Source organism: Streptomyces sp. A0642, assembly GCF_004795105.1.
Lineage (GTDB): Bacteria > Actinomycetota > Actinomycetes > Streptomycetales > Streptomycetaceae > Streptomyces.
In genome coordinates this window covers 70994-95708 of record NZ_SSBL01000009.1, presented here as the reverse complement: position 1 = coordinate 95708, position 24715 = coordinate 70994, and the positions used below count along the sequence as shown (strand labels likewise).

Below are 24715 nucleotides of genomic sequence, written 5' to 3'. Positions count from 1 at the left end.
GTTGTGTCGCCCAATATACGTTTATGTACTTTTTCACCCAGTGCGGGCCGGCCGGGGAGCCGTCATGACCCAGAGCACGACGGGCGCGCCCGCCGCCCCTCCGCTCCCCCCGCCCAAGGAGCGACGCAGACTGCGGGAGGCCAAGTCTCTGACGGAGGCGCAGGTCGCAGCGGCCGTCGGCGTCACCCCGGCCACGGTCCGGGCCTGGGAGACGGGCCGCACCAGCCCTCGCGGGCGCAAGCGCGAGGTGTACGCGCGACTGATCGGGACCGCCGGCCCGGGGTCCACCCCACCCCCCTCGTCCGTCAAGCCGGCCACCCCGCACGAGCCGCCCACACCGCCCCACTGGACCAGGGGCGCCGTTGCGGGCGGAGTGGCGGCGGCGGAGGCGGCTGCGGCGGAGGCGGCTGCGGCCGGGAGCGAGGTAACCGGCACCGAGCCAGACGGAGCCGAAGCGGCCCGGGTAGGGGTCGCGGCAGCCGAGGCGCCCGGAGCCGAGACCGGGGCGGCCGGGACCGAGGCGGGGGCAGCCGGGGCCGAGGCCAGGGCGGTCGACGCCGAGGCCGGGGCGGCCGGGACCGAGGCCGGGGCAGCCGGGGCCGGGGCCGAGGCGGTCATCGGGAGCGACGTCATGGATCCGACCTGTTCCGGCACCGCCGCCGCACCTGAGCCGGCCGAGGCCGTGGAGGCCGAGAGGTCCGTGGGAGCCGAGAGGACGGGAGCAGCCGCCGGGGCCGAAGCAGCGGACACGCTTGGAGGGGCTGAGGCGGCGGACATGCCTGGCGGAGTCGAAGCCGCCCACCACGCGGACGCGGCGGACGGCGTCGGTGGGGGCGCTGGGGCCGGCGGGGCCGCTGGGGCCGAAGAGCTCCGGCTCTCCCCCGCCGCGGCGTTCGACGCGCTGTACCGGCACTCCGCCGCCGCGCTCTACCGCCAGACCTATCTGCTGACCGGCCGCCGCGCCCTCTCCCGGGAAGCCGTCGGCAAGGCCTTCGAACTGGCCTGGCAGCGCTGGCCCGAGGTCGCCGTGGACCGCGATCCGGTGGGCTGGGTGCGGGCGGCCGCCTACGAGTACGCGATGTCGCCGTGGCACCGGTGGCGCCGGGAGCACCGCCACCCCGATCCGCCGCCCGAGGCGCCGGGTGCGCGCGCCCTGCTCGACGCGATGCTGGCCCTGCCGCCCTCGTACCGCCGCACCCTGCTGCTGTACGACGGTGTGGGTCTGGGGCTGCCGGAGACCGCGGCGGAGACGGAGGCCAGCACTCCGGCGGCGGCCGGGCGGCTGATGACCGCGCGGGCGGCGCTCGCCGAACAGCTCCCCGAGCTGGCGGAACCTCCGACGCCGGCCGAACAGTCCGCGCTCCTCCACGAACGCCTCGGCGCTCTCGCCCTCACCCAGCCCGCGTCCTCACTCCCGGTCCCCGAGCTGATCCGGACCGGGAGCGAGCGCAAGGCGGAGCTCTGGACCCGGGCGGCCATCGCGTTCACCGTGCTGCTGATCGGCCTGACGCTGATCACCCTGGCCACGGCCCCGCGACAGTACGAGACACCCCCGTCGCCCGCACAGCGGGTGGAAGGGGTGCCTCCGCTCGGTGGACCGCAGAAGCTGACGCCGCAGGACAAGAAGCTCCAGAAGAAGCTCGGCGGTGAACTGGTGCGCGGCCCCGCCCGGCTGGTCCCCCGGGCCGGCTGACCCGGCCGGCCGCGGCACTCCGCCGGGTCCACGAAGACGCGGGCCCGTACCCCTGCTCGGGGTACGGGCCCGCGGTCCTGTGCGGTGTCGCGTTCCTGCGGCGGTGCTCCGACGCGACGAGGCGTCGGCACCAGCCGTCAGGTTTCAGGCGCCAGGTGTCAGGCGCCGAGGATCTCGCGCGCCAGCTTGGCGGTCTCGGTCGGCGTCTTGCCGACCTTGACGCCTGCGGCCTCGAGGGCCTCCTTCTTCGCCGCGGCGGTGCCGGAGGAGCCGGAGACGATGGCGCCGGCGTGGCCCATGGTCTTGCCCTCGGGAGCGGTGAAGCCCGCGACGTAACCGACGACCGGCTTGGTGACGTTCTTCGCGATGAAGTCCGCCGCACGCTCCTCGGCGTCGCCGCCGATCTCGCCGATCATGACGATCAGGTCGGTGTCGGGGTCGGCCTCGAACGCCGCGAGGGCGTCGATGTGCGTCGTACCGATGACCGGGTCGCCACCGATGCCGACGGCGGACGAGAAGCCGATGTCACGGAGCTCGTACATCATCTGGTAGGTCAGCGTGCCGGACTTCGACACCAGACCGATGCGGCCGGGCTTGGTGATGTCGCCCGGGATGATGCCGGCGTTGGACTGGCCGGGGGTGATGAGACCCGGGCAGTTCGGGCCGATGATCCGGGTCTTGTTGCCCTTCGCGCCGGCGTACGCCCAGAAGGCGGCCGAGTCGTGGACGGCGATGCCCTCGGTGATCACGACGGCGAGCGGGATCTCGGCGTCGATCGCCTCGACGACGGCGGCCTTCGAGAAGGCCGGCGGCACGAAGAGGACGGACACGTTCGCGCCGGTCTTCTCCATCGCCTCGGCGACGGAGCCGAAGACCGGTACCTCGGTGCCGTCGAAGTCGACGGTGGTGCCGGCCTTGCGCGGGTTCACGCCGCCGACGATGTTGGTGCCGTCGGCGAGCATGAGCTTGGTGTGCTTCATGCCCGTCGCGCCGGTCATCCCCTGGACGATGACCTTGCTGTCCTTGGTGAGGAAGATAGCCATGGTGGTCTGAGTCCCTCTTCCTTACTTCGCAGCCGCGGCGAGCTCGGCGGCCTTGTCGGCCGCGCCGTCCATGGTGTCCACGCGCTGCACGAGCGGGTGGTTGGCGTCGGAGAGGATCTTGCGACCCAGCTCCGCGTTGTTGCCGTCAAGGCGGACGACGAGCGGCTTGGTGACCGCTTCGCCCTTGGACTTGAGCAGCTCGAGCGCCTGGACGATGCCGTTGGCGACCTCGTCGCAGGCGGTGATGCCGCCGAAGACGTTGACGAACACGGACTTGACGTCCGGGTCGCCGAGGATGATCTCCAGGCCGTTCGCCATGACCTCTGCGGAGGCGCCGCCACCGATGTCGAGGAAGTTGGCGGGCTTCACGTTGCCGTGGTTCTCACCGGCGTACGCGACGACGTCCAGGGTCGACATGACCAGACCGGCACCGTTACCGATGATGCCGACCTCGCCGTCGAGCTTGACGTAGTTGAGGTTCTTGGCCTTGGCGGCAGCCTCGAGCGGGTTGGCTGCGGCCTTGTCCTCGAGCGCCTCGTGCCCGGGCTGGCGGAAGTCGGCGTTCTCGTCGAGAGACACCTTTCCGTCGAGCGCCAGGATGCGGCCGTCCTTGGTCTTCACCAGCGGGTTGACCTCGACGAGGAGGGCGTCCTCGGCGACGAAGGTGTCCCACAGGGTCACCAGGGCCTCGGCGACACCCTCGGCCACGTCGGCCGGGAACTTCGCCTGGGCCACGATCTCGCGGGCCTTGACGATGTCGACCCCGTCGACGGCGTTGACCGGGACCTTCGCGAGGGCCTCGGGGGTCTTCTCCGCGACCTCCTCGATGTCCATGCCGCCCTGCACCGAGGCCATGGCCAGGAAGGTGCGGTTGGTGCGGTCGAGGAGGTACGAGACGTAGTACTCCGCCTCGATCTCCGGGGACAGCTCGGCGATCATCACCTTGTGGACCGTGTGGCCCTTGATGTCCATGCCGAGGATGTCGGTCGCCCGGGCGACCGCCTCGTCGGGGTTGGCGGCCAGCTTCACGCCACCGGCCTTGCCGCGGCCGCCGACCTTCACCTGGGCCTTGACGACCGACTTGCCGCCCAGCCGCTCGGTCGCCTCGCGGGCTGCCTCAGGCGTCTCGATCACTTCACCGGCCAGCACCGGTACACCGTGCTTGGCGAAGAGGTCCCTCGCCTGGTACTCGAACAGGTCCACGCGCGTCCGTCCCTTATCAAATGGTCTCGCGGTTGGTTTTCTGCGTGGGCGTGCCGCGAGGGGCAACGTGACTGCTCTGTCACTAGGGAGGCGCACACGGTGACCGAATACGCGGCATGTCCATCTCGCAGGTTATCCCCGCGCCCCGCATGACCCTAAATCGCAGATCACACCTGGGCGGTGATTACGGTCACAGATCGCGCTGGTAGCCGGGTCGCAGTGGACAAATCGGCGCGGGAAGAGGCCGGGAGCGCCGGGCGCGGGCCGGGCGGCCTCCCCGTCCCGGACCCGGCCGGGTCTGCGGGCCGGCGGGCCTGCGCCGGCGTCCGGACCTCTGCGCGGTCTCCCGGTGCGGGAGGATCTGGCCGGGCCCGCGTCAGTGACCGGGCCCCCCATGAGCGGTCTCCTTGTCCGGTATCGGCAGGGGCCGCTTCTCGATGGCGGCCGCCATCACGTCCGGGAAGAGGTCCGGCGTGCAGGCGAAGGCGGGAGCGCCCAGGGCGGAGAGCGCCGCCGCGTGATCGCGGTCGTAGGCCGGTGCTCCCTCGTCGGACAGGGCGAGGAGGGTCACGAACTGCACCCCGGACGCCTTCATCGCGGCGACCCGCTTCAGCATCTCGTTGCGGATGCCGCCCTCGTAGAGGTCGCTGATGAGCACGACGACGGTGTCGGCGGGGCGGGTGATCCTGGACTGGCAGTAGGCGAGCGCGCGGTTGATGTCGGTGCCGCCGCCGAGCTGGGTGCCGAAGAGCACGTCGACGGGGTCGTCGAGCTGGTCGGTGAGGTCCACCACGGCCGTGTCGAAGACGACGAGCCGGGTCTGCAGCGAGCGCATCGAGGCGAGGACGGCGCCGAAGACGGACGCGTAGACGACGGACGCCGCCATCGAGCCCGACTGGTCGATGCAGAGGACGACGTCCTTCTTCACGGACTGCGCGGCCCGCCCGTAGCCGATGAGCCGCTCGGGGACGATCGTGCCGGCCCCGTCCTCGCCGGGGAGGGTGAGGTAGTTCTTCAGGTTCGCCCGGATGGTGCGGTCCCAGTCGATGTCGTGGTGCCGGGGCCGCGTGACCTTCGCGGACCGGTCGAGTGCCCCCGTCAGCGTGGCTCGGGTCCGCGTGGAGAGCTGCCTCTCCAACTTCTCGACGACCTTGCGCACCACCGCTCTGGCCGTCTCCTTCGTCGTCTCGGGCATCGCCTTGTTGAGGGAGAGCAGAGTGCCGACGAGATGGACGTCCGCCTCGACGGCCTCCAGCATCTCCGGTTCGAGCAGGAGGGCGGAGAGGCCGAGGCGGTCGATGGCGTCGCGCTGCATGACCTGGACGACGGACGTGGGGAAGTACGTACGGATGTCACCGAGCCAGCGGGCCACGGAGGGGGCGGAGGCCCCGAGTCCGGCCGATCGTCCGCCGCCGCCCCTGCCTCCGGGCCGGCCCCCGCTCTCGTACAGCGCGGTCAGCGCACCGTCCATCGCGGCGTCGCGGCCGGTGAGGGTGCATCCGGTGCTCTCCGCGCTGTCCGCACCCAGCACCAGGCGCCACCGCCGCAGCCGTTCCCCGTCGTCGAGGGGAGGTCGTGCGGGTGCCGCCGCCCCCGGGGTCGCCGTCCCGTCGGTCGTCGTCCCGTCGGTCGTCGTCGCTGCCATGTCCGCCGCGTCCGTGCCGCTTACTGCCGTCATCCCGTTGCCCCCAGCCGTTCCTCGTGGTTGTCGGGTGTCTCCGTCATCGGTTCGGCGTCCATTCCCAGCAGCAGGCGCAGGACCGGCACCACCGCGTCCGCGCGGACCGCGTCGAGGACGGGGCCGAATCCGGGCGCCGTGGACTCACCGCCCGGAACCGCTCCCGCGCCCGGGTCCGTGCCGACGGCCGGACCGCGCCGGACGAGCTCGCCCAGGGTGCGCCGCACACCCGGTTCGTACGCCGAGAACGTGCGCCGCAGCAGGGGCAGCACGTCGGTGAAGGTGTCCGCGGGGACGCCGCTGAGCCAGGAGTCGACCAGCGCCAGCAGCCGCTCGTCGTGGACCAGGAGCATGCCGCCGCCGGCCGCGCCTCCGACGAACCCCTCGATCCATGCGGCGGCGTCGGAGGGAGGCGTGCCGGGTGACAGGGCGAGGCCCATCAGACGGGCGGCCTCGTCGTGGGCGAGGTGTCCGTCGTCGAGCAGCAGCCGGGCGGCCCGGCCGCGGATCACGCCGGCGACCGTGTCCCGGGCGGCCAGCTTGTGCAGGACCGCCCTCCAGCGCTCGCGCAGCCCGTCCGCGTTCTCCGGGACGGCGCCGGCGAGGAGTCCGATCGCCGTGTGGACGCCGTCCACCTGGCGGCGCAGGGCGGCGGCCCCGTCCGCGTCGAGTCCGGTGCAGGCGGGCGGCAGGCCGACGCAGATCCGCTCCGCGAGCCCGGCCGCCACCTCCCCCAGGGCGGCGGTGTCCGTGGCACGGACGTCCCCGTAGCGCAGGGTGCGGGCCAGGGCCGGCAGGGCGTCGGCGAGGTGGCCGACGTCGGCGTCGAGGGCCGCGCGGTCGGCCAGGACCCGCATCACGACGGGGAGGGCCTCCGTGAGCTCTGCGAGCAGGCAGCGCTCGGCCAGGGCGGTCACCTCGGCGAGGGTGGGGGCTGCCAGCGCGTCCGACTCGGCGCGTGCCGTGGCGGCGGAGAGCACGGTGGTGCCCCAGACGCCCGCCTCCGCGACCCGTACGTAGAGCTCGGGCTCCCAGCGCAGTCGCCAGCTCTCCCGGAAGGTGCCGGTGCTCCCCCGGCCAGCGGTGGGTTCTCCCCAGCCGATGCCGAGGAGGCGCAGCCGGTGCAGCAGCCTGCTGCGTGCGGCGTCGGTGTCCTTGCGGAGGTCGAGGTCCAACTCCCGTTCGGCTGCCTCCGGTTTGAGGCGGAGAGTGCGCTGCTGCCGGTTGAGGTCGCGTTGCAACGGTACGGCGGGCGCGGTGTCGGGAACTTCGCCGAGGGCCACACCGACGACCAGGCGGTCCCGGACGAGGGCGAGCGGCACGTCGGAGCCCTCGCACATCACGGCCCGGACGGCGTCGGTGGTCTCGCTCAGTCCGGCGAGCGGCCGGCCCCGCATCGCGGCGAGGGTGTCGGCGAGGCGGACGGCTTCGATGACATGGGCGGAGGAGACGAACCGGTCCTCGTCGCGCAGGAGTCCGGCGACCTTGGTCATCCACCGTTCGACCGGGCGGTCCGGAGAGGCGAAGAGGTGCTCGTACCAGCCGGGCGAGTCGATCCCCGCCCCGTATCCGCTGTGCCGCGCCAGCCGCTGGTGGGTCCAGGGAACCCAGGTCAGCTCGGCCTTGACCTTGGGGAGGCCCTTGAGGAGGGCCCGGTCGGCGGTCTGCGTCGTCTTCGCTTCGAGCGCGGGAACGTGCCAGGCTCCGCAGACCACGGCGAAGGCGCCGCCGAACTCCTTGCGAGCGGCGCGGATCTGGATGCGCATGTACGCCTCCCGCACCGCGTCCCTGGGGTGTCCGCCGTCTCCGTACACCTCGCGCAGCGCCGTCATCGCCTCGCCGAGCGCGGCGAAGGCGGCCAGCGGACCGGCGGGGGCCGGGACCGTCGCGGGTGCGGAGACGCCCGGTGCGTCGATGGCCACCGCGGCGCCCGGTGCTCCGGGGACGCGATGTTCGACGACGTCCTCCCACCAGCGCTCGGGGTCGTCGTAACCCGCCGTCTCCGCCAGCACCCGGATCGGGTCGACGGGAACGGGCCGGGACTCGTCCTCCTGCTCCGGACGGCCGCCCCGCTCGCCTTCCTCTTCCGGACGCCCGCCCGGTCCGCCCTCCTCCGTCATGGCGAGGGAGTGGGCCGCGGGCAGGTCGATGAAGCGGACCGGAACCCCGTGCGCCAGCGCCCAGCGGATCGCGACCCATTCGGGCGAGAACGCGGCGAGCGGCCAGAACGCCGCCCGGCCCGGATCGTCCACCGCGTGGGCGAGCAGGGCGACGGGCGGGCGCATCTGTTCGTCGGCGGCGAGCGGCAGCAGCGCGTCACCCTCGGGCGGCCCTTCGATGAGCACCGCCTGGGGGCGGGCCGCGTCCAGCGCGGCGAGGACGGCGCGGGCGGACCCCGGGCCGTGGTGCCGCACCCCCAGCAGCAGCGGCCCCGACGGGCGGGCGGCGGTCATACGGAGACCTCACGGCAGGCGCGGTAGAAGTCCTTCCAGCCGTCCCGCTCGCGCACCACGGTCTCCAGGTACTCCTGCCAGACCACGCGGTCGGCGGCCGGATCACGGACCACCGCGCCGAGGATGCCGGCGGCGACGTCCCCGGGGCGCAGCACGCCGTCGCCGAAATGGGCGGCGAGCGCAAGGCCGTTGGTGACGACGGAGATGGCCTCGGCCGTGGACAGCGTGCTCGACGGTGACTTGAGCTTGGTGCGGCCGTCGGTGGTGACCCCGTCGCGCAGTTCACGGAAGACGGTGACCACGCGGCGGATCTCCGCGAGGCCGTCGGGCGCGGGCGGCAGGTCGAGCGAGCGCCCGACCTGGTCGACGCGCCGGGAGACGATGTCGACCTCCGCCTCGGGGGTGGCGGGCAGCGGCAGCACCACGGTGTTGAAGCGGCGGCGCAGGGCGCTGGACAGCTCGTTGACCCCGCGGTCGCGGTCGTTGGCCGTGGCGATGACGTTGAAGCCTCGGACGGCCTGGACCTCCTGGCCCAGTTCCGGCAGGGGCAGGGTCTTCTCCGACAGGATCGTGATCAGGGAGTCCTGCACATCTGCGGGGATGCGGGTGAGCTCCTCGATCCGGGCCGTCATCCCCTCGGACATGGCGCGCATCAGCGGGCTGGGCACCAGCGCGTCGCGGCTCGGGCCGTGGGCGAGCAGCTGGGCGTAGTTCCATCCGTAGCGGACGGCTTCCTCGGGCGTGCCCGCCGTGCCCTGGACGAGGAGCGTGGAGTCACCGCTGACGGCGGCCGCGAGGTGCTCGGACACCCACGTCTTGGCGGTGCCCGGCACGCCGAGGAGCAGCAGCGCCCGGTCGGTGGCGAGGGTGGTGACGGCGACCTCCACGAGGCGGCGCGGGCCCACGTACTTCGGCGTGATCACCGTGCCGTCGGGCAGGGCGCCGCCGAGCAGATAGGTGGCGACGGCCCACGGAGACAGGCGCCAGCGCTCGGGGCGGGGGCGGTCGTCGGCGGCGGCGAGTGCCTTCAGCTCGTCGGCGAAGGCGTCCTCGGCATGCGGGCGCAGGACTTCCGCGCCGATGGTCGTGGTGGTGTCGGACATGGACATGGATCCCCCTCCAGGTCGTTCGGCCTGATGTGCTCACCACGGTGCACCATGGCACTGACAATCGACCTTTCCGCAGGTGGGAGCCGGTTGTCAGTGGTGCCGCCTACCGTCGTACCCATGCTGCTGACTGACGGGGGAAAACCCTTGGGCGCCGCTGCTCCGGCGGCGCACCTGACGGTGGAGCAGGTCCTGGCCCTGGCTCCTGACGACGCTTCACGCAAGGCGGGCAACAAGCTGGGTTCGGCCGGTCCCTGGTCGGAGACCGGCGGGGACGGTTCGGGCGCGGTGTGGGGGCTGTGCCGGGGAAGCGGGCGCACGCCGTACCGGACGGTGATCGACACGACGGGCCCCGCGTACAAGTGCAGTTGCCCCAGCCGGAAGTTTCCCTGCAAGCACGCGCTGGGCCTGCTGCTGCTCCACGCGTCCGAGAAATCGGCGGTTCCCGCCGGCGATCCGCCCGACTGGGCGGGCGAGTGGCTGGTGGGCCGTCGCGCCCGCGCCCAGGTCAAGGAACAGGCCGCGGGCGGCGGACCGGCCGATCCGGAGGCCGCCCGGCGCCGCGCCGAGCGCCGCGCGGAGCGGATCGGCGGCGGTGCTCAGGAGCTGGAGCAGCGCCTGACCGACCTGCTGCGTGGCGGGCTGGCCGCGGCCGAGCAGGCGGGATACGGACTCTGGGAGGAGACGGCCGCCCGCATGGTCGACGCGCAGGCGCCCGGTCTGGCGGGCCGCGTGCGGGAGCTGGGCGCGATCCCGGCCTCCGGGCCGGGCTGGCCGGTGCGGCTGCTGGAGGAGTGCGCGCTGCTCCACCTGCTGGACACGGCGTGGCTGGGCATCGACCGGCTCCCGCAGCCGCTGGCGGCGACGATCCGGACCCGCGTGGGCCTGACGGCCGCCGCCGAAGGACCGCCGGTGCGTGATCAGTGGCTGGTCCTCGCGCAGTACGACACGCCGGAGGGCAAGATCGTCACGCGGCGCATCTGGCTGTACGGCAGGGGCTCGGCCCGCATCGCGCTGCTGCTGTCCTTCGGGGCCGCGGGGCGCTCCCCCGCGCAGGCGCTGCCCGTCGGGTCCACGCTCGATGCCGAGCTCACGTTCCACCCCGGTTCCGGACAGCTGCGTGCGGAGCTGGGCGAGCAGTTCGGTGTGCCCCTGGCGGCCGGACCGCCGCCGCCCGGTGTCCCGGTCGGCGGGGCGATCGCCGCGTACGGCGGGGCACTGAGCGCGGACCCGTGGCTGGACTCCTGGCCGGTGACGCTGAGCGATGTCATACCCGTGCCGTCCCCGGGCGGCTGGCAACTGGCGGACGCGCACGGCGATGCCGCCCTGCCCGTCGCCACCGCGGCCCTGTCCCGGCCGGCGCTGTGGAAGCTCGTCGCGCTCTCCGGCGGCGGCCCGGTCACCGTCTTCGGTGAGTGCGGCCACCGCGGCTTCGACCCCCTCGCGGCATGGCCGTCCGAAGGCGGGGCCGGCGGCGCCGGGTCGGCTGATCCGTCGTCGCACGCCCGGCCGGACACCGGCGCCGTGCCGCTCATCTGACTGGAGGAGGAACGATGCCCCGCACCACCACCGCCGTGCCCACCACCCCCCGCACGGCCGCCCGCAGGACTGCGACCCGGACCGGTTCTTCCCCCGCCGCGCCTGCCGGCGGACCGGTGACCCCGCCGTGGGAGGAACTCGTCACCTCGGCGCTGCTCGGCACGGACCGCCGTCCGTCCGGAGCATCGTCCGGCACCGGCCCGGACGCCGCCGCGGCCGCACTGCTGGACGCCGCCGCGCTGCACACCGTGCGGCGCCGGGCGGGTCTGCTGCCCGCCCCCGCCGGGCCGCGGCCCGCTCCCGCGCCCGCGGACCCGCGGCCGGCGCTTCCTGAGGCCGCCAGGAGCAGACTGGCGCAGCTGCTCGCGGACCGGGCGGCGCCCAGCGGTTCGGGAGGCCGACGCGGCACGGCTCCCGACCTCACGGAACTGATCCCGCAGTGGCTCGCCGTCGCCAATCAGTACGGATACCGGGCCCCGGACGCCGCGTTGCCGCCCCTGCTGGACGCGGCCCGGGCGCGTACCGATCTGCGGCCGCAGGCCCTGACGTTCGCCGGGCCGCGCGGGCTGTGGCTGGCCGGGCTGAACCCCGACTGGAAGTTCGCGCTGCGGGGCGCGTCCGGCAGTGCGCTGCTGCCCGAGGTGACGGACCGGGAGGCGGTGCGCCGTCTGTGGGAGGAGGGCCTGTTCGCCGAGCGCGTCGCCCTGCTGTCCGCCGTACGGACGCATGACGCGGACGCCGCCCGCGCTCTGCTCGCCACCACCTGGTCCACGGAGCGGGCCGAGGACCGGCTGATGTTCCTCGACTCGCTGCGCACCGGGCTGTCCGGAGCCGACGAGGAGTTCCTGGAGCAGGGCCTCGCCGACCGCAGCCGCAACGTGCGTGCCACGGCCGCGGAGTTGCTGTCCGCCCTGCCCGAATCGGCGCTGGCCCGTCGGATGGCCGCCCGCGCCCTGTCCTGCGTCAGCCCCGGGCTCACCGGCACCGGTGCGTCCGTGGCCGTCGAGGCCCCTCACGAATGCGATGCGGCGATGCAGCGCGACGGCGTGGTGGCCGTTCCGCCGTCCGGGCGGGGTGAGCGGTCGTGGTGGCTGGGCCAACTGGTGGAATCCTCGCCGCTGTCCGTGTGGCCGGCGCGCTTCGGCGGCCGTTCCGCCGAGGAGATCGTGGAACTGCCCGTGGCCGACGGCTGGGGTGAGGAACTGCACGCGGCCTGGTGCCGGGCGGCGGTGCGCCAGCGCGACCCCGACTGGGCGCGGGCGCTGCTCGGCGCCCCGTCGACCCCTCCGTCGAACGGTCCCGGCACGGCGTCCCTCGCCGAGCGGTCGAAGCTCCTGGCCGTACTGCCCGCCGCCGAACGGGCCGACTGGGTGGCCGGGTTCATCGCGGCCCATGGCCTGTCGGAGGCGTTCCAGCTGCTGGGCGTCTGCCCGACCCCCTGGGCGGAGCCGTTGGGGCGGTCCGTCGTGGACGCCCTCGACATCGCCCGGGACGCGGGCAGTTACCCCTGGAGCTTCAGCGGGGTGATGGGCCTCGCCGAACGCTGCCTGAACCCGGCCGAGGCGGACCGCCTGGAAGTGCTCACCACCACGCCCGACGAGCCCGCGGACGCCTCACCGGGTGCGAACGGCTACTGGTCGGAGGCGTTCCAGCGCCTGGTCTCCACCTTGCGGCTGCGCGCGGCGATGGACCGGGAGCTGATACCGGCCCCCTGACCAGGCGGGCGGCGACTCGCCGCATCCGGCCGGGCGGTGGGGGCCTAAGCCGGTGTCCGGTCGGATGCGGCTTGCTCCCGTCCCGGCCAGGCGCGGGGCAGACGGCCCGGGGCAGCCCCACCAGACGGCCCGGCGCAGCCCGGCACCGGGCAGTCCTGCCGCCGGCCGCCCTGGAGCCGGCCGACGCGGTCCGGCACGCAGCGCGCCGGACCGCGTAACGGCTCGGGGGCCAGCCACACCCGGCCCCGAGCCCGCCACCGGCTCAGCCTTCGCGAGTCGGCGAGGCGGCTCAGGTCTCCATCGGCCGCAGGCGACTCAGCCTCGCCGACCGGCCAAGCACCTCAGGCCCCGCCGACCGGCGAAGCAGCTCAGACCTCCGCCGCCCGACCAAGCAGCTCAACCTCTATCGCCCGCAGGCGACTCAGCCCCGCCACCCGGCGAAGCCCCTCAGGCCCCCGCCGCCCCGCCAAGCCGCTCAACCCGCCGCCGACCGGCGAAGCAGCTCAGACCTCCGCCGCCCGACGAGGCACCTCAACTCTCCATCGCCCGGCCAAGCAGCTCAGCCCCGCCTCCCGGCGAGGCCGCTCAGGCCTCCGCCGGCTGGCGGACGTTCGCGTTGACCCAGTCGACGATGGCGACCGTCGTCGCACCCGGCGTGAAGATTTCCGCGACACCCTGCTCCTTCAGCGGTGCGATGTCCGCCTCCGGGATGATCCCGCCGCCGAAGACCTTGATGTCCGCTGCCTCGCGCTCCTTCAGCAGCTCGATCACCTTCGCGAAGAGCGTGTTGTGCGCACCGGAGAGGATCGAGAGGCCGATGGCGTCGGCGTCCTCCTGGATCGCGGTGTCGACGATCTGCTCGGGCGTCTGGTGGAGCCCCGTGTAGATGACCTCCATACCGGCGTCACGCAGCGCTCGCGCGATCACCTTGGCCCCGCGGTCATGGCCGTCGAGGCCCGGCTTGGCCACCACCACACGGATCGGACCGGTCACACCCATCACTGCCTCCACACGCGTCTCCCGTGCCTGAAGGCCCGGGGATGTGAACGAACGTTATCGACAGCATCCCGCAAGCCGCAGTTTCGCGGTGGACGGGGAGGGGGAAATCACACGTGGGACATGTTCACCGGGCACCGTTCCTGCAGCACGCGGCAGCCATGCCGTGCGGGACCGGCCGCCAGGGGAGCCGCGACGAGGTCGCCGTGTCACCGCGCCGTCAGCCGCACGGCACGGTGACACGGCTCGCCATCCGTCCGGCCGCCGGTCACAGGAGGTGATCCGGAGGTCACGGCGGGCGGCGGTCCCGGGACGGCGACCGGCCGGGCCCGGACCTCCGACACGGGGCCCCACGAGGGCAAACGGGGCAGCGAGCCGCTTCTCCCCGGGTGCCGGAGCGGGAGGTCGACCGTGAAGACCCTGCCTTTCCTTCCCCTACTGCTGCGCCGGCTGTGTACGGGCGCCACCTGGCTGCCGTCCGCCCGGATGCCGTCCACCCGGCTGCCCGCGGCCCTGCTGAGGGCCACCGCCCTGGAGCTCGTGGTCCTCGCCGGGCACACGCTCCTGTATCCCACGGGCATCACCGGCGAGCGGCACCCCGCGGCCGGCCCGGCAGCCGGAGGGGCGGAAGGCGGAGGGGCGGAAGGCGGAGGGGCGGAAGGCGGCACCTCGGGACGGACCGGCCCCGCCTCCTCCCCGACGACCGCTCCCGCGGGGACCACCGCCCTCCCCACCGCCCCCGAGCGGCCGCCCGTCGTGCTCCTGCACGGCTTCATCGACAACCGGTCCGTCTTCGTCCTGCTGCGCCGCTCGCTGGCCAGGTACGGCTGGCACCACCTGGAGTCGCTCAACTACTCCCCGCTGACCTGCGACATCCGCACGGCCGCCGAACTGCTCGACCGCCATATCGAGGAGATCTGCGCCCGCACCGGCCATCGCGAGGTCGACATCGTCGGGCACAGCCTCGGCGGCCTGATAGCGCGGTACTACGTCCAGCGGCTGGGCGGCGACCGACGGGTCCGTACGCTCGTCACCCTCGGCACACCGCACGGCGGCACCGCCGTCGCCCCGCTGGCCGCCGCTCACCCCATCGTGCGCCAGATGCGCAGCGGCTCGGTGCCGATCGAGGAACTGCGGCTGCCCGCGCCCGGCTGCCGCACCCGGTTCGTCAGCTTCTGGAGCGAGCTGGACCAGGTGATCGTCCCGGTCGAGGCGGCCTGCATCGACCACCCGGATCTGGACGCGGTGAACGTACGCGTCAGCGGCGTCGGGCATCTCGCCCTGCCCGTGCACCCCGCTGTGGCCGCCGGTGTCCGCGAGGCGCTCGATGCGTCCGCGTCGGCCCAGGGGTCCGCCGACGCCGCCTCCGTGGCGTGAACCGGTCCTTCTCAATCCGCCTGAATCCGTGGATTTCGGAAGCCGCAGCCCGTGCCGTCAACGCCGCACACCGCCCGTGAATAGAACGAATTTCGAACATAGAGCCAAGGCTGTGTGAGCGGCCCTCCGAAAGGCGGCCGATTGCCCGTTTCCTGAGCGCTCGGGGGCCGCCGAAGATTGTCGGCGTCGCATACCGCCGGGTACAGTCGCGGCCACTGCTGTCCCAAGGCGTCCCCCCTGGACCCCGGACACACTGGCCCTGCTGCCGAGGCGAGAGAGAAGTTGGTGAACGACCAGCACCCCCACGCCGGGTACGCCGGATACGACGGTCACTCCACGGGCGGCTTCGACAGCGACCCGCTCTTCGGCTCCCTCCCCGGCACGTACGACGACCGGCACGACGGCTCGTACGAGACCACGACGGGCTACGCCGCCCCGTACGGCGGCGACCAGACCGGCCACAGCGGCACGTACGACTCCTCCCCATGGGACACGGGCGCGCACCACACCGCCGCGTACGGCCACTCCGCCGAGTACACGGCCTACACCGCGCAGCCCCAGCAGGAGCATCACCACCCGTACGACGGCGCCTCGCCGTACGACACCGGCGCGACCTGGGTCCCGGCGGACGGCGGCTACGGCCCCACGGTCCCGGCCCAGCACCCCGCCCCCGACTCCTCCGGCCAGTGGGACACCACCGCCTGGCAGCAGAACGGCCAGTGGACCGACGCCGGCACGACGGGTTACGACACCGGCGCCTACGACGCCACCGCCTGGAACACCGGCGCCACGCCCGAGCACGAACAGCGAACCGAGCCCGCCGAGACATCGCCGTACGAGGTCGAACAAACGGGCCAGCACTCCTACGCCGCCACCGAGGACTACGAGGCGCAGCCCGCCTTCGACTCGTACGATTCCTACGAGCCGGAGCCGTACAGGACCGCCGAGTTCAGTGTCCCGGAGACGGACCTCGACCCGGAGGCCGCCGACGGCCCCGCCGAGGACGAGGACTCCGCGGCCGCGGCCGCCCCGGCCGCCGGTCACCGCCCCGCAGGCCGCACCGCCGCCCGCAGCGGCGGAAGCCGAAGCCGCAGGCGCTCTCCCGCGAAGCGTTCCGCGCTCCTCACCGTCGCCGTTCCCTCCGCCTGTGTGATGAGCGTGGCGGGAATCGCCGCGGCCTCCGTGGGCGGTATGGGCGGCGGCGAGGAGAAGAAGGACGAGACCACGGCGATGGCGGCCGCCGACCCCGGCACGGTCAAGCCCGTCGCGGCCAACAACAAGCTCGACACCCAGCTGGCCAACCTCAGCGCCGACGCGGAGAACTTCGCCGATCGCGCCAGCCGCACCCAGGAGCGCCTCGACCTGAAGGAGCGGCAGGCAGCCGAGAAGAAGAGGCGTCTGGCGGAGGCCGCCCGCAAGGAGGCCCTGCGCCCCAAGTTCGTCATGCCGGTCATGAATCACCGGCTCAGCGCGTACTTCGGCCAGGCGGGCGTCAACTGGATGTCGGTGCACACGGGCATCGACTTCCCCGTCGACTACGGCACACCCGTGATGTCGGCGACGGACGGCACCGTACGCACGCAGATCAACAGCGCCTACGGAAACATGGCGATCGTCACCGCCGCCGACGGCACCGAGACCTGGTACTGCCACCTCAGCAGCACCCGGATCCGATCGGGTCCGGTCAAGGCCGGCGACGTCATCGCGTACTCCGGTGACTCCGGCAACTCGACCGGCCCGCACCTGCACTTCGAGGTGCGGCCCGGCGGCGGCGCGGCCATCGACCCGCTGCCGTGGCTCCGCAGCCACAACGTCAACCCCAACTGACCGGCGCACGCCGACGGGAACCGGCCGGGCGGTGACACCCCGGCCGGTCCGCCCGCTACAGCTTCTCGACCGGTGCGTACCGCAGCAGCAGCTTCTTCGGGCGCTCGTCGCCGAAGTCGACCGTGGCCTTCGCCTGGTCCCCGATGCCCTCGACCGCCGTCACCGTGCCCAGACCGAACTGGTCGTGGGTCACCCGGTCGCCGGCCACCAGCGTGATCGTCGGCTTGTCCGAGGTGCGACGGGTCGCGAAGCCCGAGGGGCCGGAGCGAGCGCGCGACGCGGAGAGCGATGAGGTGATGCCCGACGTCGGTCCGGCCGCGGCCGCCATCGGGCCCTTGCGCTTCCATTCCAGGTGCTGGTCCGGGATCTCCTCGAGGAACCGCGACGGCGGGTTGTACGAGGGCTGGCCCCAGGCGCTGCGCATGGCAGCCCGGGTGAGGTAGAGCCGCTCACGGGCGCGTGTGATGCCGACGTACGCCAGGCGGCGCTCCTCCTCCAGCTCCTTGACCTGGCCCAGCGCCCGCATGTGCGGGAAGACGCCGTCCTCCATGCCGGTCAGGAAGACCACCGGGAACTCGAGGCCCTTGGCGGTGTGCAGCGTCATCAGCGTGACGACGCCGGAGCCGTCCTCGTCCTCGTCGGGGATCTGGTCGGCGTCGGCGACGAGCGCGACCTTCTCCAGGAATTCGGCCAGGGTGCCCGCGCCCTCGTCCTCCGCCCGCTCCTGCTCGAACTCGAGGGCGACGGAGGCGAGTTCCTGAAGGTTCTCGATGCGGGTCTCGTCCTGCGGGTCGGTGGACGCCTGGAGTTCGGCGAGATAGCCGGTCCGCTCCATGACGGCCTCCACCACGACCGCCGGTCCGGCGCCGGACTCCACGACCGTGCGGAGCTCCTCCATCAGCGTGTTGAACCGCTTGACGGCGTTGGCCGAGCGGGCGGCCATGCCGTACGCCTCGTCGACGCGGCGCAGTGCCTGCGGGAAGGAGATCTTCTCGCGCATCGACAGCGCGTCGATCATCGCCTCGGCGCGGTCGCCGATGCCGCGCTTGGGCACGTTCAGGATGCGCCGGAGCGGGACGGTGTCCTCGGGGTTGGAGAGGACCCGGAGGTAGGCCAGGACGTCCCTGACCTCCTTGCGCTCGTAGAAGCGCACGCCGCCGACCACCTTGTAGGGCAGTCCGACGCGGATGAAGATCTCCTCGAAGACACGGGACTGGGCGTTCGTCCGGTAGAAGACGGCGACGTCGCCCGCCTTCGCGTCCCCGGCGTCGGTGAGCCGGTCGATCTCGTCGGCGACGAACTGGGCCTCGTCGTGCTCGGTGTCCGCGACGTATCCGGTGATCCTGGTGCCGGCGCCCGCGTTGGTCCACAGGTTCTTCGGGCGGCGGCTCTCGTTGCGTTCGATCACCGCGTTGGCCGCGGACAGGATCGTCTGCGTGGAGCGGTAGTTCTGCTCCAGCATGATCGTCGTGGCGTCGGGGTAGTCCTCCTCGAACTGGAGGATGTTGCGGATGGTCGCGCCGCGGAAGGCGTAGATCGACTGGTCCGCGTCACCCACGACGCACAGCTCCGCCGGGCCGTTCTCGGGACCGGCCGGGCCGACCAGTTCCCGTACGAGGGTGTACTGGGCGTGGTTGGTGTCCTGGTACTCGTCGACGAGGACGTGGCGGAAGCGGCGGCGGTAGTGCTCCGCGACGTCCGGGAACGCCTGGAGCAGGTGCACCGTCGTCATGATGATGTCGTCGAAATCCAGGGCGTTGGCCTCGCGCAGCCGGGCCTGGTACAGCGCGTACGCCTGGGCGAGGGTCTTCTCGAAACCGTCCGTCGCCTGGCCGGCGAAGGTCTCCTCGTCGATCAGCTCGTTCTTCAGGTTCGAGACCTTCGCCGTGAACGACTTCGGCGGGAAGCGCTTCGGGTCGAGGTCGAGATCCCGGCAGACCAGGGCCATCAGCCGCTTGGAGTCGGCCGCGTCGTAGATCGAGAACGAGGAGGTGAAGCCGAGCCGCTTCGACTCGCGGCGCAGGATCCGTACGCACGCGCTGTGGAACGTCATGACCCACATGGCGTTGGCCCGGGGCCCGACGAGCTGTTCGACGCGCTCCTTCATCTCGCCGGCGGCCTTGTTGGTGAAGGTGATCGCCAGGATCTGGCCCGGGTGCACCCCGCGCTCGGCCAGCAGGTGGGCGATGCGGTGGGTCAGCACGCGGGTCTTGCCCGAACCGGCGCCGGCGACGATGAGCAGCGGGGACCCGGCGTGTACGACGGCCGCGCGCTGCTCGGTGTTCAGCCCTTCGAGCAGCGCGGCCGCGTCGATCACGGGGCGGTGGGCCCCGTCGCGGTAGTACGCGTCGCGGGGCGGCGGGGGCCCCTCGAACACGCCCGCGAAGAGGCCCTCCGGCACCACTTCGGGTGCGGAGTCCTCGGGGGGCGGCGGGGGTCCTTCCTCCGTGTGCTGGAGGCCGGCCAGGAAGCTGTCGTCAAAGAGGCTGCTCATCGCCTCCCGAGTCTAGGCGTGCGCACTGACACTCAGGTGCGGAGTGACGAACCAGGCACCCGCGACCGCGCACACAGAGCGACCGCCGGACCGCACCGCGTCCGGGAATCCCGGGCCCCGCCCGCCCACCGCACCCGGATCCGCCCAGGTCACGAAAATGTATCGGGCATATCGAACATCAACCTTCACAGCGGCACCATGTCTTGGCTAGCGTGCTCGTTCGGGCGGCCCGTACCCCCAAGAGGCGATCCACGCCGAGCGGGCGTCCACGCCGAATCCGGGCTGCCCTCGTGGAGCCGGGAACCGGGGACCCACACGCATCACCGGGGTGAATCGGTCCACAACCCCCCACCAGGACCGTAGGGCAGCCTTCCGTTCCGCCCGAACCCGACAGCTAACCCGGTAGGCGGTCCACGGAAGGAGATGCCGGCCTTGGCATCGCATCGCAAACCGCGCACCCCCCTGCGCAGTACCGGCCCCGCCGTCGGGTTCACGACGGCCGCACTGGCGTCGGTGACCCTGCTGTCCACGCAGAGCGCACTGGCCGCACCGGCCCCCAAGCCCAGCATCGAGGACGTACAGAAGAAGGTCGACGACCTCTACCGCCAGGCGGGCACCGCGACGCAGCAGTACAACCAGGCGAAGGAGGCGACGGCCAAGCAGCGCTCCAAGGTGGACATCCTGCTGGACGACGTCGCCCAGCGCACCGAGAAGCTGAACGAGGCCCGCAGGACGCTGGGCACGTACGCCGCCGCCCAGTACCGCGGTGGCACCCTCGCCCCGACCGCCACGTTCTTCCTGGCCGACGACCCGCAGTCGTTCTTCGACCAGACGCACCTCATGGACCGGATGACCGAGCGGCAGCAGCGCGCCGTGTCGGACTTCCGTACGCAGCAGGCGAAGGCGTCCGAGCAGCGGGCCGAGGCCGTGGTGAGCCTGGAGACGCTCACCGAGTCGCAGACGACGCTGCGCACCAGCAAGCAGAACGTCCAGACGAAGCTGTCCGAGGCCCGCGCCCTGCTGTCGAAGCTGACCGCGGAGGAGAAGGCGCGGCTGGCCGAGCTGGAGCGCAAGAAGGAGGCGGAGGCCAGGCGCAGGGCGGCGGAACTGGCGAAGAAGCAGGCCGCCGCGAAGGCCCAGGCCGCGCGCGAGGCCAAGGCTGCCGCCGACGAGGCCGGCAGCGGCACGGGCACCGGGACGGGCACGGGCTCCGGCACGGGTGCGGACGCCGACGCCTCGACCAAGGCGGAGAAGGTCATGGCCTTCGCCAGGGCGCAGCTCGGCAAGCCGTACGTCTGGGGGGCGACCGGCCCGGCCTCGTACGACTGCTCGGGGCTCACCCAGGCGGCCTGGAAGGCGGCCGGCGTCGACATCCCGCGGACCACCTGGGACCAGGTGAACGTGGGCACCCGGATCGCCACGGCGGATCTGCAGCCGGGGGACCTGGTCTTCTTCTACGACGACATCAGCCACGTCGGCATCTACAAGGGCGACGGCATGATGATCCACGCGCCGAAGCCCGGGGCGAACGTGCGCGAGGAGTCGATCTTCTACATGCCCATCTACGGGAGCGTGCGGCCCGCCTAGAACCCCCCGGCGGCAGACGCGCCGGAGCTGCCCCGCGGGGTTCGTGCACGGGGACCACGGGCCCGGGGTGTGCGCCTCGCGGGGCCGCCGACGCCGTTTCGTGCCGCCCGCGGCGGGGAATCACGACGCCGGGCACGCCGGCGGGCGGGGCGCGCGGCGCCGCGTACGGAAGCGCGCGTGACGGGTCCGGGCCGGCGGCGTGGGCGGGCCGGTCGTCAAGGGCTTCGAGGGTGCGGTCAACGGCGACACGACCGGGCCGGGCGGACGCACGTACGGGACGCGGCCGTGGCCCGACCCGTGCCGGGTACCGTGCGGAAGGCGCCCGGCGCCGGGCGGGCACCCCACACCGGACGAGCAGCCGGCAGGAGCGGACGACCGTGAAGATCTTGGAAAGCGTGCGGGGTGTGGCCTTCCTCGGGAGCTTCCGCCAGGCCAGGCTGTTCTCGGCGGCCTGCGCCGAGCGCACCGCGGGAGTGCTCCTGCGGTATCTCTCCGACGAGGGGCGCACGGAGGACCAGGACACCTGCGTGGCCGCCCTGGAGCTGCTGTGGGAGATCGCGCCGCCGGACGAGGACGCGGCCGCCGCCATGCACCGCCGGCTGAGCGTGTTTCCCGAACTCGCTCCGGAGCTCCGGCCGGACGGCCTCACGGCTGCGGCGGTGCTCGGGCTCAGGGCCCTGTGCGCCGGGGTGGCGATGCTCATCGACCAGGGACCCGACGGCGCGGTCGGCCCCTCCCAGTCCGCGCGGGCGCTCGCCCGGGCCCTGGACGCGGGGGACGGCGCGACGGCCGCCGAGGAGGACGTGATCCAGGACCGGGACGCCGAGCGGATCATGTCCTGGAGCCCCGAGGAGCAGACCCTGCACGTCCACGGGCTGCGCGCGTCGGCCGCCGAGACGGGCCGCGAGCGGCTGACCGCGGCGGAGGTCCGCTACGGCCTCGGCGACGGGGCGCCCGTGGGGGCCGGTCCGTACCGGCCCCGGGTCACGGCCACCGCCGACCGCGGCGATGTGGCGGCGGCCGAGCAGCGCGCCCGGTACGGGGTGGTCGGGCGGATCACCTCGGGCTCGGACGCGGGCCGCTACCTCCGCGTCGACCGGCTGACCGATCCGGCCACGACCGCCGAGGAGCGGGCCGGGGCGGCCGGGGTGGACATCCTCGTGGCCGCCGATCCGGCGATGACGCGGGAGTGCGTGGGCGAGTGGGCCGAGGACTGGGCGGGCGTCGAGGAGGCGCTGCGGCGGGAGGGCCGGCAGGTCGACTGGGACGCGGCGCCGTAGGGGCCCGCCCCGCCGGCGTCAGGCGCTCGCCCCGCGGCCCCCGGCCCCGGCGTGCGGTCGCTCCGTTCGGGGGCGGGGCGACGAAGACGAGCGCCGGTCCCCCGGCCCCGGCGGCCGGTCGCTCAGGTCCAGAGCGTGGCGATGAAGATGTTGACGATCGTCAGTCCGCCGACCGCCGCGAAGAGGCCCTTGTCGACCTTCTCCTCGTCGCGCTTGACGTAGACGAGTCCCAGGATCACGACCAGGATCAGCAGCTTGATGCCGATCTTGACGTTGTTCACGGGGTGGTCGTCGGCCTGGTCGAGGCCGACCAGGGCGATTCCGGTGACGAGCATGGTCAGCGCGCCGTGCAGCATGGCCGGGACGAACCGTGCCGTACCCGCACCCATCGCCTTCATCTGGGTGAGGAATCCGCCCAGCAGGGAGGCGATGCCGATGATGTGCAGGGCGACGAAGACATCGATGAGTACGCGCATGGTTCCGCAGCCTAGCCCCGGCCATATCAGCACTTCACAGCCAGGTGGTAGTGAGTGATCACCTGACCGCGAGATGTACCGATTGCCTGACTCTGATGCAATTTCCCCGATCGCCAGACGACAACGCAACGCCAAATTCACACAATAAGCGTCATGACAACTCTTCCCCGTGTCCCGGGTTTAGCGTCCCTATCCAGGTGGCCGGCACAGTGCCGATCCGTACCCGGGCGGCGTTCCCCGGTCACCCCGCCGAGGTTCGGCGCCGGGCCGCTCCCTGTCGGCGGCCCGCCGACGGACCGGGCGGGCCCGTCGGTAGACCCCGGCGGGCTGTCGAGAGGAAGGACGCCCGCCCTCGTGGCAGCGCACCGGAAACCCAAGCGGCGCCCGTACACCGGCTCTGCTGCCCGCACCGCAGCGACACTGGCCTTCGCCGGGGCCGCGACCGCTGCCGCGTTGCCGGGATCCGCGCACGCCGATCCGGCGCCGACCCCCGCCCAGGTGAAGGCCGAGGTGGACCGGCTGTACCGGGAGGCGGAGGTCGCCACCGAGCAGTACAACGGGGCCAAGGTGAAGGCCGCCGCCGCCGAGAAGTCCGTGGACGCCCTGCGCGACGAGGCCGCCCGCCGGACCGAACGCCTCAACGCCGCCCGGGACGCGCTCGGTTCGTACGCCGCCGCGCAGTACCGCTCCGGCGGAATCGACCCCGCCGTGCAGCTGGCGCTCTCCTCCGACCCCGACCAGTACCTCCAGCGCGCCTCCTACGTGGAGCGGGCCGGCCTGCGCCGCGCCACCGAGGTGCGCACCGTTCAGCGCCAGGTCGCGGACGTGGCCCAGGTCCGCGCCGAGGCCGCCGGTCAGCTGACGGAGCTCGCGAGCCGCCAGGCGGCCCTGAAGGAGCACAAGGCCACGGTCCGCACCAAGCTCGCCGAGGCCCGGCAGCTGCTCGCCCGCCTCTCCCCCGCCGACCGCGCCTCGTACGAGGCCTCCGAGGGCGCGTCCCCGGCCTCCGACGGCGGCCGCGGCGGCGTCCACGCCGGCCGCAGCGCCCCGCGCGGCTCGGCCCAGGCGCCCAACTCCCGTGCCGCCGCGGCAGTCGCCTTCGCGTACACCGCCCTGGGCAAGCCGTACGTCTGGGGCGCCACCGGACCCTCCTCGTTCGACTGCTCCGGCCTGACGCAGGCCGCCTGGCGCTCCGCGGGCGTCTCGCTCCCCCGGACCACGTACACGCAGATCGGGGCGGGCACGCGCGTCTCGCGCTCCGAACTCGCCCCCGGGGACCTGGTGTTCTTCTACTCGGGCATCAGCCATGTCGGCCTCTACATCGGCAACGGCCAGATGATCCACGCCCCGCGCCCCGGCGCCCCGGTCCGCATCGCCCCGATCGACCAGATGCCCTTCGCGGGCGCGACCCGGGTGGCATAGGCTCCCGCCTTCCGAGCCAACTGCCCGAAGGACACCCACCCATGCCCATGGACGTCGACGTCCAGACCCACGCCCGCACGCTCACCCTGCGCTCCCCGGACCACGTCCGGGTCGGCCCGTTCGCGATCCGCTACAACCCCGGCTGGTCGCTGAAGTACGCCAACTACGCGATCCCCGACCAGGGGGCCGAGCCGACGGCCGCCGAAGTCGGGGCGCTGATCGCGGCGTTCCGCGACCTGGACCGGATGCCGCGCCTGGAATACCTGCCCGCCTGGGCGCCCTCGGTGGAACCCGCGCTGCTGGCCGCCGGGTTCACCGAGGAGAACCGCGCCCCGCTGCTGGCCTGCGCCCCGGGCGGTCTGCTGCCGCCGAAGCCGGTGGACGGCCTGGTGATGGCGGAGCCCGCGACGGACGCGGAGTTCGACGCCGCCGCGCTCGTCCAGCACCTGGGCTACGGCGGGACGGGCGAGCCCGAACCCGGCACGGTCCAGTGGCTGCGCACCGCCGCGACGGACGGCGGGGTCGCCGCGCTCGCGACCGTCGACGGCACGCCCGCGGGCGCGGGGGGCTGCTCGGTCCCCGTCGACGGCCTCAGCGAACTGGCCGGACTCGCCGTCGCCGCGGACTTCCGCCGCCGCGGCATCGGGGCCGCGCTCTCCGTCCATCTGACGGAGACGGCGTTCGCACGGGGCTGCCGGGTGGTGTGGCTGGAGCCGGGCGACGCCGACGTGGAGCGGATCTACGCCGGGATCGGCTACCGCCGGATCGGCGAGAAGCTCAACATCTCGCTCGACCCGGAACGGGCCTGACGTCAGCGGCCGGGCGC

The 24715-nt window shown here is 73.2% G+C and carries 17 protein-coding genes and 1 riboswitch; of the genes, 9 read left to right on the top strand and 8 right to left on the bottom strand.

Annotated elements, in window-relative coordinates; all coding sequences use genetic code 11:
• Positions 1–64: 64 nt before the first annotated feature.
• On the top strand, positions 65–1693 hold the full coding sequence (locus tag E6R60_RS18175; protein ID WP_136327625.1) for a helix-turn-helix domain-containing protein: 1629 nt from the start codon (positions 65–67) through the stop codon (positions 1691–1693).
• Between the two features lie 158 nt (positions 1694–1851).
• On the opposite strand, the gene sucD is transcribed toward E6R60_RS18175, so the two are convergent.
• The 5 genes from sucD to E6R60_RS18150 all read right to left on the bottom strand — a co-directional run bounded on the left by sucD (position 1852) and on the right by E6R60_RS18150 (position 9179).
• Entirely contained in the window at positions 1852–2736 is an 885-nt protein-coding gene (gene sucD, locus E6R60_RS18170; protein WP_136327624.1) for a succinate--CoA ligase subunit alpha, read from the bottom strand.
• A gap of 21 nt (positions 2737–2757) precedes the next feature.
• Positions 2758–3939 carry an ADP-forming succinate--CoA ligase subunit beta gene (gene sucC, locus E6R60_RS18165; protein ID WP_136327623.1) on the bottom strand — a complete coding sequence of 394 codons (1182 nt, stop codon included), beginning with the start codon at positions 3937–3939 and terminating at the stop codon, positions 2758–2760.
• Positions 3940–4315: 376 nt separating this feature from the next.
• Positions 4316–5584, bottom strand: a complete 1269-nt coding sequence (locus E6R60_RS18160; protein WP_168713635.1) for a VWA domain-containing protein — start codon at positions 5582–5584, stop codon at positions 4316–4318.
• Positions 5585–5613: 29 nt separating this feature from the next.
• On the bottom strand, positions 5614–8070 hold the full coding sequence (locus tag E6R60_RS18155; RefSeq protein ID WP_136327622.1) for a DUF5682 family protein: 2457 nt from the start codon (positions 8068–8070) through the stop codon (positions 5614–5616).
• A complete protein-coding gene (locus E6R60_RS18150; protein WP_136327621.1) occupies positions 8067–9179 on the bottom strand; it encodes an AAA family ATPase in 1113 nt (370 codons plus the stop codon). Before E6R60_RS18150 ends, E6R60_RS18155 begins: the two co-directional genes overlap by 4 nt.
• A gap of 117 nt (positions 9180–9296) precedes the next feature.
• Here E6R60_RS18150 and E6R60_RS18145 point away from each other — a divergent pair, with 117 nt between their 5' ends.
• Both E6R60_RS18145 and E6R60_RS18140 read left to right on the top strand, forming a co-directional pair.
• Entirely contained in the window at positions 9297–10715 is a 1419-nt protein-coding gene (locus E6R60_RS18145) for an SWIM zinc finger family protein (RefSeq protein WP_206309449.1), read from the top strand.
• Between the two features lie 14 nt (positions 10716–10729).
• Positions 10730–12430 (top strand): DUF5691 domain-containing protein, encoded by a 1701-nt coding sequence (locus tag E6R60_RS18140; protein WP_136327620.1) that lies wholly within the window; start codon positions 10730–10732, stop codon positions 12428–12430.
• Positions 12431–13015: 585 nt separating this feature from the next.
• On the opposite strand, the gene E6R60_RS18135 is transcribed toward E6R60_RS18140, so the two are convergent.
• Complete coding sequence (locus E6R60_RS18135; RefSeq protein WP_136327619.1) at positions 13016–13429, bottom strand: cobalamin B12-binding domain-containing protein; 414 nt, start codon at positions 13427–13429, stop codon at positions 13016–13018.
• A 483-nt stretch (positions 13430–13912) separates the two neighbouring features.
• On the opposite strand from E6R60_RS18135, the gene E6R60_RS18130 reads away from it, so the two are divergent.
• Both E6R60_RS18130 and E6R60_RS18125 read left to right on the top strand, forming a co-directional pair.
• The gene (locus E6R60_RS18130; RefSeq protein WP_136327750.1) at positions 13913–14803 is read left to right on the top strand and encodes an alpha/beta fold hydrolase; all 891 of its coding nucleotides are present in this window, start codon (positions 13913–13915) and stop codon (positions 14801–14803) included.
• 285 nt (positions 14804–15088) lie between these two features.
• The gene (locus E6R60_RS18125) at positions 15089–16630 is read left to right on the top strand and encodes a M23 family metallopeptidase (RefSeq protein ID WP_136327618.1); all 1542 of its coding nucleotides are present in this window, start codon (positions 15089–15091) and stop codon (positions 16628–16630) included.
• Positions 16631–16685: 55 nt separating this feature from the next.
• On the opposite strand, the gene pcrA is transcribed toward E6R60_RS18125, so the two are convergent.
• Positions 16686–19124 (bottom strand): DNA helicase PcrA, encoded by a 2439-nt coding sequence (gene pcrA / locus E6R60_RS18120; RefSeq protein WP_136327617.1) that lies wholly within the window; start codon positions 19122–19124, stop codon positions 16686–16688.
• 259 nt (positions 19125–19383) lie between these two features.
• A riboswitch (cyclic di-AMP (ydaO/yuaA leader) is annotated at positions 19384–19549 on the top strand.
• On the opposite strand from pcrA, the gene E6R60_RS18115 reads away from it, so the two are divergent.
• Both E6R60_RS18115 and E6R60_RS18110 read left to right on the top strand, forming a co-directional pair.
• Entirely contained in the window at positions 19548–20711 is a 1164-nt protein-coding gene (locus tag E6R60_RS18115; protein WP_136327616.1) for a C40 family peptidase, read from the top strand. Its footprint overlaps the riboswitch before it by 2 nt.
• A 377-nt stretch (positions 20712–21088) precedes the next feature.
• Positions 21089–21991, top strand: a complete 903-nt coding sequence (locus tag E6R60_RS18110) for a hypothetical protein (RefSeq protein WP_136327615.1) — start codon at positions 21089–21091, stop codon at positions 21989–21991.
• Between the two features lie 122 nt (positions 21992–22113).
• On the opposite strand, the gene E6R60_RS18105 is transcribed toward E6R60_RS18110, so the two are convergent.
• A complete protein-coding gene (locus E6R60_RS18105; protein WP_136327614.1) occupies positions 22114–22467 on the bottom strand; it encodes a hypothetical protein in 354 nt (117 codons plus the stop codon).
• Between the two features lie 354 nt (positions 22468–22821).
• On the opposite strand from E6R60_RS18105, the gene E6R60_RS18100 reads away from it, so the two are divergent.
• Positions 22822–23889 carry a C40 family peptidase gene (locus tag E6R60_RS18100; protein ID WP_136327613.1) on the top strand — a complete coding sequence of 356 codons (1068 nt, stop codon included), beginning with the start codon at positions 22822–22824 and terminating at the stop codon, positions 23887–23889.
• Positions 23890–23930: 41 nt separating this feature from the next.
• The gene (locus E6R60_RS18095) at positions 23931–24698 is read left to right on the top strand and encodes a GNAT family N-acetyltransferase (protein ID WP_136327612.1); all 768 of its coding nucleotides are present in this window, start codon (positions 23931–23933) and stop codon (positions 24696–24698) included.
• Positions 24699–24715: the final 17 nt, after the last annotated feature.

What these genes read in the sequence shown, in the direction of transcription:
- E6R60_RS18175 (WP_136327625.1), top strand. Translation starts at nt 65, where the DNA reads ATGACCCAGAGCACGACGGGCGCGCCCGCCGCCCCTCCGCTCCCCCCG.
- sucD (WP_136327624.1), bottom strand. Translation starts at nt 2,736, where the DNA reads ATGGCTATCTTCCTCACCAAGGACAGCAAGGTCATCGTCCAGGGGATG.
- E6R60_RS18160 (WP_168713635.1), bottom strand. Translation starts at nt 5,584, where the DNA reads ATGGCAGCGACGACGACCGACGGGACGACGACCGACGGGACGGCGACC.
- E6R60_RS18155 (WP_136327622.1), bottom strand. Translation starts at nt 8,070, where the DNA reads ATGACCGCCGCCCGCCCGTCGGGGCCGCTGCTGCTGGGGGTGCGGCAC.
- E6R60_RS18150 (WP_136327621.1), bottom strand. Translation starts at nt 9,179, where the DNA reads ATGTCCATGTCCGACACCACCACGACCATCGGCGCGGAAGTCCTGCGC.
- E6R60_RS18145 (WP_206309449.1), top strand. Translation starts at nt 9,297, where the DNA reads ATGCTGCTGACTGACGGGGGAAAACCCTTGGGCGCCGCTGCTCCGGCG.
- E6R60_RS18140 (WP_136327620.1), top strand. Translation starts at nt 10,730, where the DNA reads ATGCCCCGCACCACCACCGCCGTGCCCACCACCCCCCGCACGGCCGCC.
- E6R60_RS18135 (WP_136327619.1), bottom strand. Translation starts at nt 13,429, where the DNA reads ATGGGTGTGACCGGTCCGATCCGTGTGGTGGTGGCCAAGCCGGGCCTC.
- E6R60_RS18130 (WP_136327750.1), top strand. Translation starts at nt 13,913, where the DNA reads ATGCCGTCCACCCGGCTGCCCGCGGCCCTGCTGAGGGCCACCGCCCTG.
- pcrA (WP_136327617.1), bottom strand. Translation starts at nt 19,124, where the DNA reads ATGAGCAGCCTCTTTGACGACAGCTTCCTGGCCGGCCTCCAGCACACG.
- E6R60_RS18115 (WP_136327616.1), top strand. Translation starts at nt 19,548, where the DNA reads ATGCCGGCCTTGGCATCGCATCGCAAACCGCGCACCCCCCTGCGCAGT.
- E6R60_RS18105 (WP_136327614.1), bottom strand. Translation starts at nt 22,467, where the DNA reads ATGCGCGTACTCATCGATGTCTTCGTCGCCCTGCACATCATCGGCATC.
- E6R60_RS18095 (WP_136327612.1), top strand. Translation starts at nt 23,931, where the DNA reads ATGCCCATGGACGTCGACGTCCAGACCCACGCCCGCACGCTCACCCTG.